The organism is Streptomyces sp. NBC_00454, assembly GCF_041434015.1.
Lineage (GTDB): Bacteria > Actinomycetota > Actinomycetes > Streptomycetales > Streptomycetaceae > Streptomyces.
The window spans coordinates 4,578,301-4,596,860 of sequence record NZ_CP107907.1; the positions used below are offsets into that span (position 1 = coordinate 4,578,301).

Below are 18,560 nucleotides of genomic sequence, written 5' to 3' on the forward strand. Positions count from 1 at the left end.
GGTTCAGCGTGGCGCGGCCGTGGGGACAGTTCAACTTGCCAGTACGGAACGGAAAGTTGGTCACGAGCCTGTGAATCGCAAGGAGTTGAACCCCGAGGAGGGTCCCGAAGCGGCGTTCGGGGCGCGTCTGCGCAGCTCACGGGAGGAGCGCGGCTGGACGCAGGAGGGCCTCGGGGAACGGATGGGCTTCTCCAGTACGCACATCTCGGCGGTGGAAACCGGGCGCAAGATTTCGACTCTGCGTTTTGCGCGCAGTGCGGACGGGGTGTTCGGCACGGCGGGAACCGAGGACACGTTCGAACGGCAGTGGCGCGAGATCCGGCACGGGGTCCTGCTGGAGGGATTCCCCGAGTTCCTCGGCTACGAGAGCCGCGCGGTGGAGATCCGGCTCTACGAGGTGGGCGTCATACCGGGTCTGCTCCAGACGCCGGAGTACGCGACGGTCCTCGCCGAGAGCGGGGTCAAGCGGGGAGCGAGTACCCCGGATCAGGCGGCTGAGCGCATCGCGATCGTCGCGGACCGGCAGGCCGTGCTGCTCCGCACACCGCCGCCGATGATCCTCGCGGTGCTGGATGAGAGCTGTATCCGGCGACCCCTCGGCGGTCCCGACGTCATGCGGGACCAGTTCACGAGACTGCTCGAATTCGCCGAGCTGCCGAACACCGTGCTCCAGATCGCACCGTTCGACATGGGGGAGCGAAGGCCGTTCAACCTGCCCGTCACCGTGCTGACCCTGCCAGATCGCTCGATCATGTCCTATGCGGAATCCGCCCAACGGGGCCATCTGGAGCGGGAGAACAACTCGGTGGTGCCCATGCTGACGGCCTACCATCAGCTTCAGGCCGAGGCATGCACCCAGGCGGCATCTGTGGCCATGATCGATCAGCTACGAAAGGGCACCTCGTGACGACCGAATCCCCCCGCTGGTTCACCTCTTCCTACAGCGACAACGGCGGTCAGTGCGTCGAGGTCGCCACCAACCTCGTCGCCTCGCGCGGTGTCGTGCCCGTCCGGGACTCCAAGTGGGCCGACGGCCCGGTGCTGGACGTTTCCGCCGCCGCCTTCGCGGCATTCCTCGGCGGCGTCAAGGCCGTCTGACGGCCCCGCAGGGCCCCGGGCAGGTGCCCGGGGCCACGGGGACGGGCTACACCGCCACCCGTGGGAGCCTCCGCTCCCACGTGCGGTGGAAGAGGATCTCGTCGCCCTCCCGGCAGACGACCTCGTTCGTGGTGGTGAAGCCACCCTCGTCGCAGGAGATCTCCGAGCGCGTGATCACCGAGACGTCCCAGCCCAGCTCCGGGCGGTGCAGCCGGACGGTCCAGTTCGAGTGGGTGCGGGCCGACAGCGGATCGTCGTCCTGGATCTCGTAGACCTCCCGCGCGTCCTCGCTGAACTCCAGCCCGTCCGGGTACACCCGTGTGCCCCCGTACTTCGGGTCCACCTCCAGGCGCCACACCCCGCGCGCGACGTCCCGTACGACCAGCCGTTCCGGCCTCGGCGCGTCCAGGGTCGACGGGTAGGAGACCCCCAGCGGCTCCGACTGTTCCGGGGCCTCGAAGAGGATCTGCTCGGTGTCGTGGGACGGGTCGCGGACCGGCAGTTCGACCGCGCTGCCCGCCGGGTCCAGGGTCCAGCCCTGTTCGGAGCCGGCCCGCGGCCAGATCCAAGGCCAGTAGGCGGAGGACAGGGCCAGGCGGATGCGGTGTCCGGGCGGGAAGGAGTGGCCGATGCCGTTCAGTTCGAAGTGGACGTCCTCGTACGAGCCCACGGGCCACGGCGCCGCCTTGTCCCGGCCCTGGCGTGCGGAGAGGTTGAGCACGCCACGCGTGACCAGGGTCGAGGAGCCGTCCGGAGCCACGTCGCACAGGCGGGCGACGACCTGCCCGTACGGCACGTCCATCCGCAGGCGCAGTCGGACCACCGGGCGGCCCAGGATCTCCACCGGGCCGGAGTCGGTGCCCACCGGGAACTCGAAGCAGGCCGACTTCGCGTCCTCCTCCCGCTGGTCCGGCGGCAGGTCGGCGTCGTTGCCGAAGGGGAAGAAGCGGCCCGCGTCCAGGCCCGTGTGCTGCGGGGAGGCCACGATCACCGGCGCGCCCTGGAAGGCGTACGTCACCGGGTCCACGTTCGGCGAGGGCCAGGACGGGTCGCCGACCCACCGGCCGGGCAGGGTCTCGTAGGTGGTGGCGGGCGGGTGCGACTCGGAGATCCAGGAGCGGAGCAGGGGCTCGGACATCACACCCGTGTCCTTGTCCTTGAGCCAGTGGTCCCACCAGCGCAGGGTTTCCTGGAGGAAGCCGATGGCGGGCCCCGGCGGCAGCCCCCGGTCGGGGTACTGGTGCGACCAGGGGCCGATCAGTCCGCGCACCCGGTCGGCGGGGAGGGCGGAGACCAGCCGCAGCACGGTGTCGCGGTAGGGGTCGTGCCAGCCGCCGACGGCGAGGACGGCCGCGCTGATCGCCCCGTAGTCCTCGCAGACGCTGCCGTGCTTCCAGTACGCGTCGCGGGTCTGGTGGGAGAGCCAGGTGTGGATGAGAGGTTCGACCGCGCCGAGGCGCTGGAGCCACTGGTTGCGCCAGCCCTCGCCCGCGTAGAGCGGGTCCGGCGGGCGGGCCGTGAAGGCGAGCATGGTCGCCGCCCAGGCGTGCATGTCCACGGCGAGCAGCGAGCCGCCCATGTAGTGCACGTCGTTGTCGAAGCGGTCGTCCGTGGAGCAGACGGTGACCACCGCCTTGAGCGCCTCGGGGGCCAGCGCCGCGATCTGGAGGCTGTTGAAGCCGCCCCAGGAGATCCCGAACATGCCCACCGACCCCGTGCACCAGGGCTGGGCGGCCAGCCACTCCACCACCGTGACCCCGTCGGCGAGCTCCCGGGCGTCGTACTCGTCGCCCGGGTCGCCGCCGCTGCATCCGTGGCCGCGCACGTCGACCCGTACGGAGGCGTAGCCGTGGCCCGCATACCAGGGGTGGCGCTGCCAGTCGCGCGGCGCCGTCCAGTCGGTGAGCCGGTACGGGAGGTACTCCAGCAGGGCCGGGACGGGTTCGTCGGTCACCGGGCGCCAGATGCGGGCGTACAGCTCGGTGCCGTCCCGCATGGGGATCCGGACGTCCTCGTGGGTGGTCCCGTAGGGGAAATCGGTTCGGATGATCATCGGGGATGTCTCGCCAATCGCCTCGGGACGGTCAGTGGACAGGGTGCTCACGGGGTATTCGGTGGACGGGGCTTCGGTGGACGGGCCTCAGTGGACGGGGCCTCAGTGGACCGGATGCATCGTGCGCTTGAGCCACGGCGCGGCCGCGATCACGGCCAGGCCCACCGCCACGGCGATGGCGCCGTTGACGCCGAAGTAGACGGGGTTGGAGACCTCCCCGTAGACCTTGACCACCTGTGCCTGGATGCCGTTGGCCAGGGCCAGCGAGAGGAACCACAGCGCCATCGTCTGGCTGCCGAACGCCTTCGGGGCGAGCTTCGTGGTGGCCGACATGCCCGAGGTCTCCAGCAGGATGTCGCCGAGGCCGAGCAGCAGGTAGGAGCCGATGATCCACCAGGCGGCCATCTTGTACGCGTCGCCGCCGTGCCCCGAGGTCGGGATGACCATCAGGAGGAAGGAGAGGCCGCCCAGGATCACGCCGATGGCGATCTTGTTGGAGGAATGCGGCTGGCGGGGGCCCATCTTGACCCACAGCGCGGCCACCACGGGGGCGAGGAGCACCTCGAACGCGCCGAGCGCGGAGGCGTACCAGCCCGCCGGGAAGGTGAAGCCGAGGATCTCGGTGCGGGCGTTCGTCGACGCGAGCAGCATCATCGTCGAGTACGCCTGGAAGAGGATGAAGTTGAAGGCGACCGAGGCCAGGAAGAGCACCACGTACGGGCGCAGGCGCCCCCGCTCCTCGGACGTCACCCGGTCGCTGCGGAACATGACCGCGAAGTAGACGATCGGCGCGATCACCGAGATCAGGGTGAGCAGGTCGACGAAACGGCCCATCGTCAACCAGCCGAGTACCGCCAAAAGGGTGGCGAGTACGGCGAAGAGCAGGATCCCGCCGACGATCTTCCAGACGGCGGAGCGCATCGCGTCGGGGGCCAGCGCGAACTCGGCGGAGTGCTTGCGCCCGGCGAGGTGGCGGCGCCCGGCTACGTACTGGATCAGGCCCGCGGTCATACCGATGGCGGCGGCGGAGAAGCCCCAGTGCCAGCCCTTGTGGTCACCGAGCCAGGCGGTGATCAGCGGGCCCGCGAAGGCGCCGATGTTGATGCCCATGTAGTAGAGCGCGAAGCCGGCGTCGCGCCGCTGGTCGTCCGTCGTGTAGAGCTTGCCGACCATACTGGCCACGTTCGGCTTGAGCAGGCCGGTGCCGGCGCTGATCAGGCCGAGGCCCACCCAGGTCATGGCGGCGGTCGGCACGGCCATGGCGTAGTGGCCGCAGGCGATCAGGATGCCGCCCCAGAGCACGGCGCGGTAGGAACCGAGGATCCGGTCGGCGAGCCATCCGCCGGCGACGGAGACGAGGTAGACCATGGTCCCGTAGGCCGCCGAGACGGAGGCCGCGGTGCCGGGGTTCATCCCCAGGCCGCCGTTGGCCACCGTGTCCGCGAAGTAGAGGACGAGGATGGCCTGCATGCCCAGGAACGAGAAGCGCTCCCAGACCTCCAGTCCGGAGAGCGTGGCGAGTCCCCGGGGGTGGCCGAGGAAGGCGTGGTCGTCTCCGGGCGGCGGCTGGTCGGCCTCCGGATCCGGAAGCTCGTCTATTTCGGTCGCAGTTCTGGACAAAACACATTCTCCGGTTGTTTCGGCTTCTCCAGAACATACCGGGGTGCATCGGGCGATGCGCGGGCGGTGCGCGGGCCGTGGCCGGGAAGGCGCCCTGGGTGATCGAAAACAGACCGGATACGCTGGCTTGAGTGATGGCAGCGACACATCGACAATCCATGTGATCGTCAAGGTGATCGTCAGCAGACAGGAGTACCCCTCGTGACCGTCGTCGGGCCGTTCGGACTGAGCGTGCGGGACCAGGCTCTTGAGACCGATGTCCAGGCCGGACTGGCCGCCGTCGAGGCGGGTCTGCTGGAAGCCACCAAGAGCGAAGTCCCCTTCATCACCGAGGCCGCACAGCACCTCGTGCGCGCCGGAGGCAAGCGGTTCAGGCCGCTCCTGGTGATGCTCGCCTCCCGATTCGGCGATCCCTACTCGCCCGGAATCGTGCCCTCCGCCGTCGTCGTGGAGCTCACCCACCTCGCGACGCTCTACCACGACGACGTCATGGACGAGGCGGACGTGCGCCGCGGCGTGGACAGCGCCAACGCCCGATGGGGTAACTCGGTCGCCGTCCTGACGGGTGATTTCCTCTTCGCCCGCGCCTCGCACATCCTGGCGGACCTCGGGCCCGAGGCCGTCCGGATCCAGGCCGAGGCCTTCGAGCGGCTGGTGACGGGCCAGATCCTGGAGACGGCCGGTCCGCGCGACGGCCGCGACCCCGTCGACCACTACCTGGACGTCATGGCCGGCAAGACCAGCTCGCTGGTCGCCGTCTCCTGCCGCTTCGGCGCGCTGATGTCCGGCGCCGACGAGATGGTCGTCGACATCCTCACCCAGTACGGGGAGCGGCTCGGCCTCGCCTTCCAGCTGGCCGACGACGTCCTCGACATCGCCTCCGACTCGCACGAGTCCGGCAAGACCCCGGGCACCGACCTGCGCGAGGGCATCCCGACGCTGCCCGTGCTGCGGCTGCGCGAGATGGCCGCCCGCGACGGCAACCCCGACGACCTGGACCTCGTAAGGCTCCTGGACGGCGATCTGACGGACGACGCCCGGCACGCCGAGGCCCTGTCGAGGCTACGGGTCCACCCGGCCCTGGAGCAGGCCCGCAGGGACACCGTCCAGTACGCGGAGGAGGCGCGGGCCATGCTGGCCCCGCTGCCGGAGTGCTTCGCGAAGTCGGCCCTGGTGGAGCTGTGCGACGCCGTGGTGCACCGCGCGGGCTGAGCTGGGACCCGGTACGACCAAGGACAGGGGCGAGGGCCCGGCATCCCCTACGGGTAGGGGATGCCGGGCCCTCGTCTTGTCATCCCTGGGGCGTACGCGCAGTTGGCTCCCGGGTCTGACGCATTGCGCCCCACACTTTGGTCAGATAGAGGCACATCCCCACCAGATCGGGTGAGAGTGGCGGCGCGGGGTGGAAAAGACGGGTAGGTCGCCGCCGTACACACAGAGGTAGGGCAGACAGACATGGCAACGAACGCAAAGACCCGCAAGGCCGCTCGGTACGCCGTACCGGTCGCGGTGTTCGGAGTGGTCGCCGGCACGATCGCGATGGTTCCGGCCTTCGCGAACTCCGGTGGTCCCGACCTTCCGAAGGTGACTGCCCAGCAGCTCATCGAGAAGATCGCCGCCTCGGACGTCCAGCAGCTGTCCGGCAACGCCAAGATCAGCACCGACCTGGGACTGCCGTCCCTGACGTCCGGGCTGCTCAGCGGCCTCGGCGGCGGCTCGGGGGTCACGGGGGGCTCCGCCGACCCGCAGGACAAGGTCGCGCAGCTCGCCAGCGGCACCCACACCTTCCAGGTGGCCGCCGACGGACCGGACCGGCAGAAGCTCACCTTCGTCGACGGCAAGGACGAGTACACGCTCGTCCACAACGGCGCCGACGTCTGGGGATACGACTCCAAGTCCAACGAGGCCTTCCACGAGAAGGCCCCGGCGGAGGCGGGCAAGGACGGCAAGAGCTCCGAGCGCAAGACCGGCGACCGGCTCGCGGCGTCCCCGCAGGAGGTCGCCAAGGAGGTCATCGAAGCCGCCGGCCCGACCACGGACATCGGCGTCGGCGACACGGCCCAGGTGGCCGGGCGCGACGCCTACCAGCTGGTCCTCAAGCCGAAGGCCTCCGGCTCCACGATCTCCTCGGTGAAGATCGCGGTGGACGCGAAGAACGGCGTGCCGCTGCGCGTGCAGGTGCTCTCGACGGACGGCGGCAAGCCGATCGTGGACGCCGGCTTCACCAAGGTGGACTTCGCCAAGCCCGACGCCAACACCTTCGCCTTCACCCCGCCCAAGGGCGCCAAGGTGAACGAGGGCGGCGCCGGTGACCACGCCAAGGGCGAGGCCGGCAAGGGCGAGGGCAAGGACGGCAAGGACAAGGGGCTGGGCGCCCTGGGCGCCGTCCCCGGCCTCGACGGCCTGCTCGGCGGAGCCGAGGGCGGCAAGGGCGAGACGAAGGTGCTCGGCGAGGGCTGGACCTCGATCGCCCGGATCGACACCGGCCAGACCAAGGGCCTGACCGAGCTGGAGAACAAGGCCAAGGACAAGAATGCGCCGAAGGAGGCCAAGCAGTTCCTCGACGCCCTCGGGGACAAGGTCTCCGGGAAGTTCGGCGAGGGCCGCATCTTCAAGACCCGCGTGGTCAACGCGCTGATCACGGACGACGGCAAGGTCTACGTCGGCGCGGTCACCAAGGACGCGCTGGTGAAGGCGGCCGACGCCAACAAGTAGGCGTAGCGCCACGGGTGCCGACGGGGGTGCCAACGGGGGTGCCGAAGGGTGGGCGGGGACTGTGTCCCTGCCCACCCTTCGACCGTTCCGGCCCTGTGTACAGCGGCCCCGCTGTACCGTGAAAAGCATGTCGAGACACGTCACCATCCGCCTGGAAGAAGAGTTCCACGAACGCCTGAAGGCGCGCGCGGCGGCCCTGGGCACGACGGTCACCGCGCTGATCACCGAAGTCACGGAACGCGAGCTCGACGAGGACCGGAAGAACTTCCTGTCCGGGATCGAGGAGTTCGCCGACCACTGGGGCTACTTCCAGGAGCGGTTCGGGCATTGAAGATCACCATGGAATGGGCCTGGACGGCTCTGGCCCACCACCTCCCGTCCGATCCCGCCGTGTGGGATCCCTCCGGAGTGGCCGCCGCCGTCGCCCGTCACCAGAACGACCTCGTCCTGGTCCCCGAACAGCCCGCCCCGGACACCGCGTGGCGGGCCGCCGCGTTTTTGCACACCCTCGCGGTGTGCCCGGCGCTGGAATCCCCGATGAACGAGTTCTACGCCGCCGCCGCGACCCGCTCGTACCTGCGCGTGGCCGGGGCCAAGCAGCTGCCCTCGCCCGAGGAGCTCGGCGATCTGGTGGAGGCCGCGAAGCTGGGGCGCGCCGATGTCGCGGCCGTCGCCGAGGAACTGCGGGCCCGCATCCAGGAGCCGCTGTCGGCCTCGCTACGGGGCCTCGCGCAGGACTCGTAGCACCATCGGCGCCTCGTCCGGGTGCAGCCGCAGCTCGGTGGCCCCGTCCCCGGAGCGGAACGCGACGCTGATCTCGTCGGCGGAGGCGGGTTCCAGGGGCGGGAAGTGCGCTGCCCGCGCCGTGTCCGTACGCCCCTTCGCGCGCCAGCGGACCGGCCCGCCCGGCCCGCCCGGCGGCAGCTCCAGGTGGCCCTCGGACCACCGGCCGGAGGTGAGTGCGGGGTCCCGCAGATCGCAGGGGACGTGGACGGGCCGGCCCTGCGCGTGGTCCGACAGACGCCGCAGCCGCCGTCGTCCGCGCACGAGGAGTGCGGGGTTGACGGCGGCGGCGGCCTGCGCGATCAGGGTGAACAGGGCGGCGATGAGCTCCGGCATGATCCGATCAGATCACGCCGGAGCCCCAGAGGACTAGACCATTCGGCAGTCCATCGCCGGGAGTCTCAGAAAGTGAGCTTCCAGCTGTTGATGTAGCCGGTGTCCTGTGCCGCCAGGTCCTTGACCTGGAGCTTCCACACCCCGTTGGCCACCTCGCTCGACGCGTTGACCGTGAAGCTCTGGACGATGTTGTCCGCGCTGCCGCCGCTGCGGTTGCGCAGGTTGTAGACCGAGCCGTCGGGGGCGACCAGGTCGACCACCAGGTCACCGACGTAGGTGTGGACGATGTTCACGTCCACCTTGAGGGTGGCCGGGGCGTTGCCCGTGACCCCCGAGACCGTGATCGGCGAAGTCACCGCGGCTGCGGGGGAGTCCGGGACGCTGACGTCCGCCGTGTTCTCGAAGGACGGGCCCGGCGGGACCGGGGTGGCCGCCCCGAGGTTCCAGACCGCGTAGGCGATGGCGTCCGAATTCCGGTCCAGGGCGGTGTCGTCGATGTTCGCCGAGGTGTCGCACGAGGCGTGGTAGCAGGCGTCGAAGGCCCTGCCGGAGGTGCCGCCCCACTTCTGCGCCTGGGCGGCCGTCTTGGTGTAGTCGGCGCCGGAGAAGAGGCCGCCGACCGGGATGCCCGCGCTCTTGAACGGCGCGTGGTCGGAGCGGCCGTCGCCCTCGGTCTCGATCTCGGTCGGGATGCTGAGGCCCGCGTAGAAGTTCTTGAAGGTCTGCTCGATGGTCGGGTCGTCGTCGTAGACGAAGTAGCCCGGGTTCGGCGAGCCGATCATGTCGAAGTTGAGGTAGCCGGAGATCTTCGACTTCTCGGCCGCCGGCAGGTTGTTCACGTAGTACTTCGAGCCGATCATCCCCAGCTCCTCCGCGCCCCACCAGCCGAACCGCAGGTGCTTCGTCGGCTGGAGCTGGGCGCGGGAGACGGCCAGCGCCGTCTCCAGGATGGCGGCCGAGCCGGACCCGTTGTCGTTGATGCCGGGGCCGGCGTTCACCGAGTCCAGGTGCGAGCCGGACATCAGGACCGAGTTGGGGTCGCCGCCCGGCCAGTCGGCGATCAGGTTGTAGCCGGTGGCGCCGCTGGAGGTGAAGGTCTGCAGGGTGGTCGTGAAGCCGGCCGCGTCGAGCTTGGCCTTCACGTAGTCGATCGAAGCCTTGTAACCGGCCTTGCCGTGGGCGCGGTTGCCGCCGTTGGCGGTGGCTATGGACTGGAGCTGTGCCAGGTGCGCCTTGACGTTGGCGACCGGGATGTCGGGCGGTGTGGGCGCTACGGCGACCGCGGCGGGTGCGGTGACCGCGGCGGGTGCGGCCACAGTGCCGGGCGCGGCGAGGGCGGAGGGGGCGGTGGCGGCGAACAGGCCGGCGACCGCGACGGCGGTCACGGCGGCGAGGCGCCGGGGGACGGACGGGCTCATGTGGGGGCTCCGGGCTTCCGTACTGGGGATGTGTGCGGAACGTGCGGGGAGAACTGGTGAGCGTGGTGCGTCAGTGCAAGGCTGATGTTCATCGGGAGTATGACTGCTCGTCAAGAACACAATCCGGTCAGCCTTGTTCGGAAAACGAACGTATCCGGTCGTATTCCGCGAGGAGGTCGGCACACTGGGGGGATGAGTGAGCCCGACGCGCCCCTGCCGCCCCGGCGGCCGCTGCCCCCGAAGCCGGAGCTGCCCGACATGGCCGAGGCGCGCCGGCGCGGCCCCGCGGCCGAGGTGGAGGCCCGGTGGCTGAGTCTGCGGCTGGCGTGGGAGTGGTACCGGAGCGTGCACGGGGCAGGAGTGGGCCGGCGCGGCACCATCGCGCTGATGGAGGCGGCCATGGCCGATCCGGTGCTGCGGCAGTTCTATCCGCACACCAGCCACTACAACCTGCACTTCAGCAGCACGACCGAGCGCATCTACCCGAAGGTGGCCCCGTACGTCATGCCGCTGGGCGACGGCCGGTTCCGCGTCCTCGGCGCGAACCCGCCGGTGGACGAGGAGGTCGACACCGCCGAGGAGGCCGTGGCCCTGGTGGTGGCCCGCCTCGCGCCCGGCACTCCGCTCGCCGCGACGGGGCGGCCGTGGGACGCGCCGCCGACGGGCTGAGGAGCGACGGGCCGGGGAGCGGCGGGCCGAGGGGCGAGGGCGCGGTTACGCGGGCTCGCGCGCCGGGGCCGGGGGAGCGACCGGAGGCGCCGCCTGGGCCGCCGGGGCCACCAGCGGGCCCGGGACGGCTTCGAGGCGCGTCGCGCGGCTGCGGTGCGCGGTGCGCAGGGCGTCCCAGGTGAGGATCGACAGGGCGACCCAGACCAGGGAGAAGCCGGCCCAGCGCGCGGGCGGCATGGCCTCGTGGAAGTACAGGACGCCCAGTGCGAACTGGAAGACCGGGGCCATGTACTGGAGCAGCCCCAGGGTGGACAGCGGGACCCGGATCGCGGCCGCGCCGAAGCAGACCAGCGGGATCGCGGTGACCAGCCCGGCCGAGGCCAGCAGGACGGCGTGGCCCGGGCCCTGGGCGGTGAAGGTGGACTCGCCCCGTGCGCCCAGCCACAGCAGGTAGCCGAGAGCGGGCAGGAACATGATCACGGTCTCGGCGGTCAGCGACTCCAGGCCGCCCATGCCGAGCTTCTTCTTGATCAGCCCGTACAGGGCGAAGGAGAAGGCCAGGATCAGCGAGATCCACGGCGGCCGTCCGTACCCGACGGCGAGGACCAGCACGGCGGTGACGGCGATCGCGACCGCCGCCCACTGCGCGCGGCGCAGCCGCTCGCCGAGGACCAGTACGCCGAGCGCGATGGTGACCAGGGGGTTGATGAAGTAGCCCAGGCTCGCCTCGACGACCGCGCCGTTGTTGACGGACCAGATGTAGACGCCCCAGTTCACGGTGACCAGGGCGGCGGCCACCCCGAGGAGCGCGAGCTTGCGCGGCTGGCGCACCAGCTCCGCGATCCACCCCCAGCGCCGCAGGGCCAGCAGCGCCAGCCCGACGAAGGCCAGGGACCACACCATGCGGTGGGCGAGTATCTCGATGGCTCCGGCGGGCTGCAGCAGCGGCCAGAACAGGGGCACGATGCCCCACATTCCGTATGCGCCGAATCCGTAGAGCAAACCCGTGCGCTGGTCGTTCTCTGCCTTCACGGGTCCTCCAGAGCCACATCAAGCCAACTTGATGAAGGTAGCGCCGCAGCGGCGGGAAGTCATTACCGTCTCAACGAGATACTCATGACACCCGCCGCGGCGTCCCCGGCGCCCCCGCCGTTACGCGGTGGCCAGTGCCCCCGCGATCGCCTCGGCCAGCGGAGTCGTCGGCCGGCCGATGAGCCGGGCCAGGTCGCCGCCGGTGGAGCCCAGGCGGCCGCGCCGGATGGCCGCGTCCACATCGACGAAGACCGCGGCGAAGCCCTCGGGCAGCCCGGCGCCGATCAGTACCTTCTGGTGGTCCTCGGCCGGCAGCTCGGTGTACGCGATCTCGCGCCCCGCCTGCGCCGACAGCTCGGCGGCGTACTCCGCCAGGGTCCACGCCGAGTCCCCGGAGAGCTCGTAGGCCCGGTTCAGGTGGCCCTCGCCGGTCAGCACCACGGCCGCGGCGGCCGCGTAGTCGGCGCGGGCGGCGGAGGCGACGCGGCCCTCGCCCGCGCTGCCCACCAGGGCGCCCTGCTCGAGGTGGGAGGCCAGGCTGCGGGTGTAGTTCTCGTGGTACCAGCCGTTGCGCAGGAAGGTGTACGGGAGCCCGGAGTCGAGGATCGCCTGCTCGGTGACCCGGTGCTCGGCGGCCAGCTCGAAGTCGGCCTCGGGTCCGCCGAGGATCCCGGTGTAGGCGAGCTGCGCCACCCCGGCCTCGCCCGCGGCCTTGATCACGGCGGTGTGCTGCGCGACCCGGCGGCCGATCTCGTTGCCGGAGATCAGCAGGACCCGGTCGCCGGCCTTGAAGGCTCCGGCCAGGCTCGCGGCGTCGTCATAGTCGGCGATGCGCAGTTCGACCCCGAGCTCGGCGAGGTCGGCGGCCTTGGCGGCGTCGCGGACCACGACGGCGACCCGGTCGGCGGGCACCCGGGTCAGCAGGTCCGCGACGACGAGGCGGCCAAGGGCTCCGGTGGCTCCGGTGACGACGATGCTCATGGGGATCTCCTTGTTCGGGGCCTCGGGGCGCGGCCGCTCATAAACACCACCCTACGGTAAGCGCTAACTTTTAGAAAGTCCTCGATATGGGGGCGGGGTCTGCGGACACGAAGAAACCCGGACCCCCTCCTCGGGGTCCGGGCTTCGTCACACGCGTACGGGAGCCGATCGGCGGACTCAGCCGACGACGGTCCAGGTGTCGTTCCCGCTCAGCAGCGAGCCAAGGTCGCCCTTGCCGCTGCGGTCCACGGCCGTCTCCAGTTGCTCGGCCATGAGCGTGTCGTAGACGGGCCGCGACACGTTGCGGAACACCCCGATGGGGGTCTGGTGCAGCGTGTCGGGGTCGGCCAGCCGGGACAGCGCGAACGCGTTGGTAGGGGACGCCGAGGAGGCGTCGTGGACCAGGATCCGGGCCTCGTTCTCCGGGGTCACCTCCACGACCTCCAGATCACCGGTGGCCACGTTGCGCACCACGCCCTTGGCGTTGTCCACGCCGAAGCGGATCGGCTGCCCGTCCTCGAGCCGGATCACGGCCTCCTGGGCCTGCTCGCGGTCCTTGAGGACCTCGAAGGCGCCGTCGTTGAAGATGTTGCAGTTCTGGTAGATCTCCACCAGCGCCGTGCCCTGGTGGTCCGCGGCCGCCCGCAGCACCTCGGTGAGGTGCTTGCGGTCGGAGTCGACCGTACGGGCCACGAAGGAGGCCTCCGCGCCGATCGCCAGCGAGACCGGGTTGAAGGGCGCGTCGAGCGAACCCATCGGCGTGGACTTGGTGATCTTGCCGACCTCGGAGGTGGGGGAGTACTGCCCCTTGGTCAGCCCGTAGATCCGGTTGTTGAACAGCAGGATCTTGAGGTTGACGTTCCGCCGCAGGGCGTGGATCAGGTGGTTTCCGCCGATGGAGAGCGCGTCCCCGTCACCGGTGACCACCCAGACCGACAGATCGCGGCGCGAGGTGGCCAGACCGGTCGCGATGGCCGGGGCGCGGCCGTGGATCGAGTGCATCCCGTAGGTGTTCATGTAGTACGGGAAGCGCGAGGAGCAGCCGATGCCCGAGACGAAGACGATGTTCTCCTTCGCCAGCCCCAGCTCGGGCATGAAGCCCTGCACCGCGGCGAGCACCGCGTAGTCACCGCAGCCGGGACACCAGCGGACCTCCTGGTCCGACTTGAAGTCCTTCATCGACTGCTGGGCGGCCGCCTTGGGCACCAGCGAGAGCAGGGTCGGGGTGTCGGTCACCTCAGCCATTGACGGCCTCCTTGAGATGCGTGGCGAGCTGCTCGGCCTTGAACGGCATGCCGTTGACCTGGTTGTACGACCGTGCGTCGACCAGGTACTTCGCCCTCAGGAGGGTCGCGAGCTGCCCGAGGTTCATCTCCGGCACCACTACCTTGTCGTAACGCTCCAGAACCGCTCCCAGATTCCTCGGGAAGGGGTTGAGGTGGCGCAGATGGGCCTGTGCGATGGGGACGCCGGCGAGCCGCAGCCGGCGTACGGCGGCCGTGATCGGCCCGTACGTCGAGCCCCAGCCGATGACCAGGGTCTTCGCCCCGTCCGGGTCGTCGACCTCCAGGTCGGGGACCTCGATGCCGTCGATCTTGGCCTGGCGGGTGCGCACCATGAAGTCGTGGTTGGCCGGGTCGTACGAGATGTTGCCCGTGCCGTCCTGCTTCTCGATGCCGCCGATCCGGTGCTCCAGCCCCGGGGTGCCCGGGACGGCCCAGGGGCGGGCCAGGGTGTGCGGGTCGCGCTTGTACGGCCAGAAGACCTCGGTGCCGTCGGCGAGCTCGTGGTTCGGGCCGGAGGCGAACTGCACCGCCAGGTCCGGCAGGTCCGCCACGTCCGGGATCCGCCACGGCTCGGAGCCGTTGGCGAGGTACCCGTCGGAGAGCAGGAACACCGGAGTCCGGTAGGTCAGCGCGATCCGGGCCGCGTCGAGCGCGGCGTCGAAGCAGTCCGCCGGGGTGCGCGGGGCCACGATCGGGACCGGGGCCTCGCCGTTGCGCCCGTACATCGCCTGGAGCAGGTCGGCCTGCTCCGTCTTGGTCGGCAGGCCCGTGGACGGGCCGCCGCGCTGGATGTCCACGATCAGCAGCGGCAGCTCCAGGGAGACCGCCAGCCCGATCGTCTCGGACTTCAGGGCCACGCCCGGACCTGAGGTGGTGGTCACGGCGAGCGCTCCGCCGAAGGCCGCGCCCAGGGCCGCGCCGATGCCGGCGATCTCGTCCTCGGCCTGGAAGGTGCGCACGCCGAAGTTCTTGTGCTTGCTCAGCTCGTGCAGGATGTCCGAGGCCGGGGTGATCGGGTACGAGCCCAGGTAGAGCGGCAGGTCCGCCTGCTGACCTGCTGCGATCAGGCCGTAGGACAGGGCCAGGTTCCCGGAGATGTTGCGGTAGGTGCCCGTCGGGAAGGCCCGGGTGGCCGGGGCCACCTCGTAGGAGACGGCGAAGTCCTCGGTGGTCTCGCCGAAGTTCCAGCCGGCCCGGAAGGCGGCCACGTTCGCCTCGGCGATCTGGGGCTTCTTCGCGAACTTCTGCCGCAGGAAGCTCTCGGTGCCCTCGGTGGGCCGGTGGTACATCCAGGACAGCAGGCCCAGGGCGAACATGTTCTTGCTGCGCTCGGCCTCCTTGCGGGGGAGCCCGAAATCCTTCAGTGCCTCGATCGTGAGGGTGGTCAGCGGCACCGGGTGGAGGTTGTAGGCGTCCAGGGAGCCGTCTTCCAGCGGGGAGGTCTCGTAGCCGACCTTGGCCATGGGGCGCTTGGTGAACTCATCGGTATTGATGATGAGCTCCGCGCCGCGCGGCACGTCCCCGATGTTCGCCTTCAGCGCCGCCGGATTCATCGCCACCAGGACGTTCGGGGCGTCGCCCGGGGTCAGGATGTCGTGATCGGCGAAGTGCAGCTGGAAGCTCGACACACCGGGGAGGGTGCCGGCGGGCGCCCGGATCTCGGCGGGGAAGTTCGGCAGCGTCGAGAGGTCGTTCCCGAAGGACGCCGTCTCCGAGGTGAAACGGTCACCGGTGAGCTGCATTCCGTCACCCGAGTCACCCGCGAAGCGGATGATCACCCGATCGAGACGGCGCACTTCCTTGCCGCCGGTGGGGCCGTGGGGGCTGCCGCTGCTCGGATCGCCGCTGCTCGGATCGCCGCTGTTCGGGCCCGGGGGCGTCCGCTGCTCGCCGACGACCGCGTTTTCGGCCCCGTCGGAATGCTCGGCTGGGCTACTGACCTGGCTGGTCACTGAACTGGACCTCCTTCGAGGCGTGAGCACTGCCCAAGGTCAACCCTACGTCGGTAGGGATTCCTTCCCAGGGGTGCTCATTATCTGGACCGCCCTCTCGGCGGTCGGTCCGAATCCGGCCTTAACTGACAGAGTGTCAGTTGATCAAGACCTTAGGTAGGTGAGGACGGCCAGCACACGCCGGTGATCCCCGTCACTCGGTGACAGGCCGAGCTTCATGAAGATGTTGCTGACGTGCTTCTCCACCGCGCCGTCGCTCACCACGAGCTGCTTGGCCACCGCGGAATTCGTCCGCCCCTCGGCCATCAGCCCCAGCACCTCGCGCTCCCGCGGGGTCAGCCCCGCCAGCACGTCCTGCTTGCGACTGCGGCCGAGCAGCTGCGCCACGACCTCCGGGTCCAGGGCGGTACCGCCCCGCGCCACGCGCACCACGGCGTCCAGGAATTCCCGTACGTCCGCCACCCGGTCCTTGAGCAGATACCCCACCCCGGTGCTGGAACCGGCCAGCAGTTCGGTGGCGTACTGCTCCTCCACGTACTGCGACAGCACGAGCACCCCTATGCCGGGGTGGTCGCGCCGCAGCCGCACGGCGGCCCGTACGCCCTCGTCGGTATGGGTCGGCGGCATCCGCACGTCCGCCACCACCACGTCCGGCAGTGCGTCCTCGGCCGCCAGGTCCGCCACCGTCTTGATCAGGGCTTCCGCGTCCCCGACGCCCGCGACGACGTCATGCCCCCGGTCGGTCAGCAACCGGGTCAGGCCCTCACGCAGCAGCACTGAATCCTCGGCGATGACCACACGCACCCTGTTTTCCACGACTTCGAAGCTCCCGCGTCCACTCGTGCCCTTTTTCCCCTGACACAGCCAAGCATCCCAGTCTCGTACCGGGATGAAGGCTGAGTGCGATCAACGCGTGGGCGTGGGAACGGTGTTTTCGGGGGCGGAAGGGAGCACTCCGCGCAGCGGGCCCGAAAGTCAGGCCTTTGGCCCCCGCCGGAGGGGGCCGAATGGAGGGTGGTGGGGCCGAGGTGGGGCCGCGGCCCGGCCGTGTCGCGGGACTCAGGAACGCCAGGGCGACTCAGGCGCGCCAGGGCAGCTCGGCGGTCACGGTGGTGCCGGTTCCCTCGACGGAATCCACGACCAGCACCCCGTCCACGGCGTCGAGCCGCTCGCTCAGCCCCGCCAGTCCCGACCCGGCCAGGGCGTCGGCCCCACCGCGGCCGTCGTCCGAGACCTGGATCAGCAGCCGCTCGCCCGACTTCCACACGTCGACGCTGGCCGTACGGGCCTGCGCGTGCTTGCTGATGTTCTGCAGCAGCTCCGAGACGGTGAAGTACGCGATCCCCTCGATCGCCGCCGCCGGACGCGAGGGCAGCTCCACGGCCACCCGTACCGGCACGGCGCACCGCGAGGCCACCGAGGACAGCGCCGCGTCCAGCCCCCGGTCGGTCAGCACGGCCGGGTGGATCCCGCGGGCCAGGTCCCGCAGCTCCTGCAGGGCGATCTTCACCTCGCCGTGGGCCTCGTCCACCATCCGGGCGGCGGCCCGCGGGTCCTCGGTCAGCTTCTCCTTGGCCAGCCCCAGGTCCATGGCCAGCGCCACCAGCCGGGCCTGCGCACCGTCGTGCAGGTCCCGCTCGATGCGCCGCAGGTCGGCGGCGGCGGTGTCCACGACCACCCCCCGGTCGGACTCCAGCTCACTGACGCGGTGCGCCAGCCGGGACGGCCCGAGCAGCCCGGCGACGAGCAGGTGGTCGACGGTGGTCAGGGCGCGGACCACCCAGGGGGTGGCGAGCGTGAACCCGAGCCCCACGAGGGAGGTGGCCGCGATCAGCACCGGCGAGTCCAGGTAGAACGAGTAGTGGTCGCCGTTCTCGAACAGCTCCAGCCCGGGCTGATCGGTGTAGGCGGGGAACACCCAGAACCACAGCGGATAGAGCAGCATGGCCCACCCGTAGGCCCAGAACACGAGGGCGACGCAGAAGCCGAACACCGCCCACGGGAAGTGGATCAGGGAGTACAGCACGTGCCGCCAGGCGCTCCCGCTCTTGAGCAGCGCCCCCATGCCGGCCAGCGCCCCGCCCTTCTCCGCCCGGATCGGCGCGGGCTCGGCGATGTCCTGCCGCAGCAACCCGCGCACCCGGGCCCTCTCCAGCCGCCCGAACCCGCGGCACATGGCGAGCACACCGGCCAGGACCGGAACCCCGAGGAAGGTGACGAGCAGCCCGGCGCCGAGGCTGACGCCGGTGACCGCGAGGGAGAAGTACAGGGTGCTGAGCGGCAGCCCGACCAACAGGTACCCGAACTCCCGCCACATCCGCCCCTCGACGGGCGCCCGCAGCACCTTGCCGATACCGCTGCCGCCCCGTGCGCTGCTGCCCATGATCCCGACCCGCCCTTCCATTCCGCGTTGTCCCCCAACCCTCCCGCGCCCCCCACCCCCGAACCATCCGGCAGGTGGGCCTCCCGGGAGGGGGGTTAACCCCCCTCCCGGGAGCCGCCACGGGCCACGGCGCGGCACCAAAATCCAGCCCCGCCGGCGTTTGAGGCGCGGCCACGGCGCCGCAGCCGAAAACGGCGCCGCGCCCCAGACGGGACACGGCGCCGCAGCCGGAGA

The 18,560-nt window shown here is 70.5% G+C and carries 17 protein-coding genes; 7 read left to right on the top strand and 10 right to left on the bottom strand.

The window, feature by feature from the left end; translation table 11 throughout:
* Nucleotides 1-70: 70 nt before the first annotated feature.
* Both OHU74_RS21315 and OHU74_RS21320 read left to right on the top strand, forming a co-directional pair.
* Nucleotides 71-907, top strand: a complete 837-nt coding sequence (locus OHU74_RS21315; protein WP_371617389.1) for a Scr1 family TA system antitoxin-like transcriptional regulator — start codon at nucleotides 71-73, stop codon at nucleotides 905-907.
* On the top strand, nucleotides 904-1,098 hold the full coding sequence (locus OHU74_RS21320; protein ID WP_371617390.1) for a DUF397 domain-containing protein: 195 nt from the start codon (nucleotides 904-906) through the stop codon (nucleotides 1,096-1,098). The genes OHU74_RS21315 and OHU74_RS21320 overlap by 4 nt, the downstream gene beginning before the upstream one ends.
* A 46-nt stretch (nucleotides 1,099-1,144) precedes the next feature.
* Here OHU74_RS21320 and OHU74_RS21325 read toward each other — a convergent pair whose 3' ends face one another.
* Nucleotides 1,145-3,151, bottom strand: coding sequence for a CocE/NonD family hydrolase (locus OHU74_RS21325; protein WP_371617391.1), 2,007 nt, complete (start codon nucleotides 3,149-3,151; stop codon nucleotides 1,145-1,147).
* Between the two features lie 102 nt (nucleotides 3,152-3,253).
* Entirely contained in the window at nucleotides 3,254-4,771 is a 1,518-nt protein-coding gene (locus OHU74_RS21330) for a peptide MFS transporter (RefSeq protein WP_371617392.1), read from the bottom strand.
* A gap of 201 nt (nucleotides 4,772-4,972) precedes the next feature.
* On the opposite strand from OHU74_RS21330, the gene OHU74_RS21335 reads away from it, so the two are divergent.
* The 4 genes from OHU74_RS21335 (at nucleotide 4,973) to OHU74_RS21350 (ending at nucleotide 8,230) form a co-directional block, all read left to right on the top strand.
* The gene (locus OHU74_RS21335) at nucleotides 4,973-5,983 is read left to right on the top strand and encodes a polyprenyl synthetase family protein (RefSeq protein WP_371617393.1); all 1,011 of its coding nucleotides are present in this window, start codon (nucleotides 4,973-4,975) and stop codon (nucleotides 5,981-5,983) included.
* Between the two features lie 243 nt (nucleotides 5,984-6,226).
* Entirely contained in the window at nucleotides 6,227-7,486 is a 1,260-nt protein-coding gene (locus OHU74_RS21340) for an outer membrane lipoprotein carrier protein LolA (RefSeq protein WP_371617394.1), read from the top strand.
* Between the two features lie 127 nt (nucleotides 7,487-7,613).
* Nucleotides 7,614-7,817, top strand: coding sequence for a ribbon-helix-helix domain-containing protein (locus OHU74_RS21345; RefSeq protein WP_239516343.1), 204 nt, complete (start codon nucleotides 7,614-7,616; stop codon nucleotides 7,815-7,817).
* Entirely contained in the window at nucleotides 7,814-8,230 is a 417-nt protein-coding gene (locus OHU74_RS21350) for a hypothetical protein (RefSeq protein WP_330298028.1), read from the top strand. The genes OHU74_RS21345 and OHU74_RS21350 overlap by 4 nt, the downstream gene beginning before the upstream one ends.
* On the opposite strand, the gene OHU74_RS21355 is transcribed toward OHU74_RS21350, so the two are convergent.
* Both OHU74_RS21355 and OHU74_RS21360 read right to left on the bottom strand, forming a co-directional pair.
* Nucleotides 8,204-8,605, bottom strand: coding sequence for a hypothetical protein (locus OHU74_RS21355; RefSeq protein WP_371617395.1), 402 nt, complete (start codon nucleotides 8,603-8,605; stop codon nucleotides 8,204-8,206). The genes OHU74_RS21350 and OHU74_RS21355 overlap by 27 nt on opposite strands.
* Nucleotides 8,606-8,670: 65 nt before the next feature.
* Nucleotides 8,671-10,023, bottom strand: a complete 1,353-nt coding sequence (locus OHU74_RS21360; RefSeq protein ID WP_371617396.1) for a M28 family metallopeptidase — start codon at nucleotides 10,021-10,023, stop codon at nucleotides 8,671-8,673.
* A 192-nt stretch (nucleotides 10,024-10,215) separates the two neighbouring features.
* Between OHU74_RS21360 and OHU74_RS21365 the strand changes: the two genes are divergently transcribed.
* Nucleotides 10,216-10,692, top strand: a complete 477-nt coding sequence (locus OHU74_RS21365) for a DUF6193 family natural product biosynthesis protein (protein ID WP_371617397.1) — start codon at nucleotides 10,216-10,218, stop codon at nucleotides 10,690-10,692.
* 45 nt (nucleotides 10,693-10,737) lie between these two features.
* Here OHU74_RS21365 and rarD read toward each other — a convergent pair whose 3' ends face one another.
* The 6 genes from rarD to OHU74_RS21395 form a co-directional block, all read right to left on the bottom strand.
* On the bottom strand, nucleotides 10,738-11,724 hold the full coding sequence (gene rarD / locus OHU74_RS21370; protein WP_371617398.1) for an EamA family transporter RarD: 987 nt from the start codon (nucleotides 11,722-11,724) through the stop codon (nucleotides 10,738-10,740).
* A 120-nt stretch (nucleotides 11,725-11,844) separates the two neighbouring features.
* Nucleotides 11,845-12,705: an SDR family oxidoreductase gene (locus tag OHU74_RS21375; RefSeq protein ID WP_371617399.1), complete on the bottom strand. Its 861-nt coding sequence runs from the start codon at nucleotides 12,703-12,705 to the stop codon at nucleotides 11,845-11,847.
* Nucleotides 12,706-12,882: 177 nt separating this feature from the next.
* Nucleotides 12,883-13,950, bottom strand: coding sequence for a 2-oxoacid:ferredoxin oxidoreductase subunit beta (locus tag OHU74_RS21380; protein WP_371617400.1), 1,068 nt, complete (start codon nucleotides 13,948-13,950; stop codon nucleotides 12,883-12,885).
* Nucleotides 13,943-15,943: a 2-oxoacid:acceptor oxidoreductase subunit alpha gene (locus tag OHU74_RS21385; protein WP_371617401.1), complete on the bottom strand. Its 2,001-nt coding sequence runs from the start codon at nucleotides 15,941-15,943 to the stop codon at nucleotides 13,943-13,945. Before OHU74_RS21385 ends, OHU74_RS21380 begins: the two co-directional genes overlap by 8 nt.
* Before the next feature lie 144 nt (nucleotides 15,944-16,087).
* Complete coding sequence (locus tag OHU74_RS21390) at nucleotides 16,088-16,747, bottom strand: response regulator transcription factor (protein WP_330301009.1); 660 nt, start codon at nucleotides 16,745-16,747, stop codon at nucleotides 16,088-16,090.
* 274 nt (nucleotides 16,748-17,021) lie between these two features.
* Complete coding sequence (locus OHU74_RS21395; protein WP_371617402.1) at nucleotides 17,022-18,326, bottom strand: sensor histidine kinase; 1,305 nt, start codon at nucleotides 18,324-18,326, stop codon at nucleotides 17,022-17,024.
* Nucleotides 18,327-18,560: the final 234 nt, after the last annotated feature.

What these genes read in the sequence shown, in the direction of transcription:
- OHU74_RS21325 (WP_371617391.1), bottom strand. Translation starts at nt 3,151, where the DNA reads ATGATCATCCGAACCGATTTCCCCTACGGGACCACCCACGAGGACGTC.
- OHU74_RS21340 (WP_371617394.1), top strand. Translation starts at nt 6,227, where the DNA reads ATGGCAACGAACGCAAAGACCCGCAAGGCCGCTCGGTACGCCGTACCG.
- OHU74_RS21345 (WP_239516343.1), top strand. Translation starts at nt 7,614, where the DNA reads ATGTCGAGACACGTCACCATCCGCCTGGAAGAAGAGTTCCACGAACGC.
- OHU74_RS21355 (WP_371617395.1), bottom strand. Translation starts at nt 8,605, where the DNA reads ATGCCGGAGCTCATCGCCGCCCTGTTCACCCTGATCGCGCAGGCCGCC.
- OHU74_RS21360 (WP_371617396.1), bottom strand. Translation starts at nt 10,023, where the DNA reads ATGAGCCCGTCCGTCCCCCGGCGCCTCGCCGCCGTGACCGCCGTCGCG.
- OHU74_RS21365 (WP_371617397.1), top strand. Translation starts at nt 10,216, where the DNA reads ATGAGTGAGCCCGACGCGCCCCTGCCGCCCCGGCGGCCGCTGCCCCCG.
- OHU74_RS21375 (WP_371617399.1), bottom strand. Translation starts at nt 12,705, where the DNA reads ATGAGCATCGTCGTCACCGGAGCCACCGGAGCCCTTGGCCGCCTCGTC.
- OHU74_RS21380 (WP_371617400.1), bottom strand. Translation starts at nt 13,950, where the DNA reads ATGGCTGAGGTGACCGACACCCCGACCCTGCTCTCGCTGGTGCCCAAG.
- OHU74_RS21395 (WP_371617402.1), bottom strand. Translation starts at nt 18,326, where the DNA reads ATGGGCAGCAGCGCACGGGGCGGCAGCGGTATCGGCAAGGTGCTGCGG.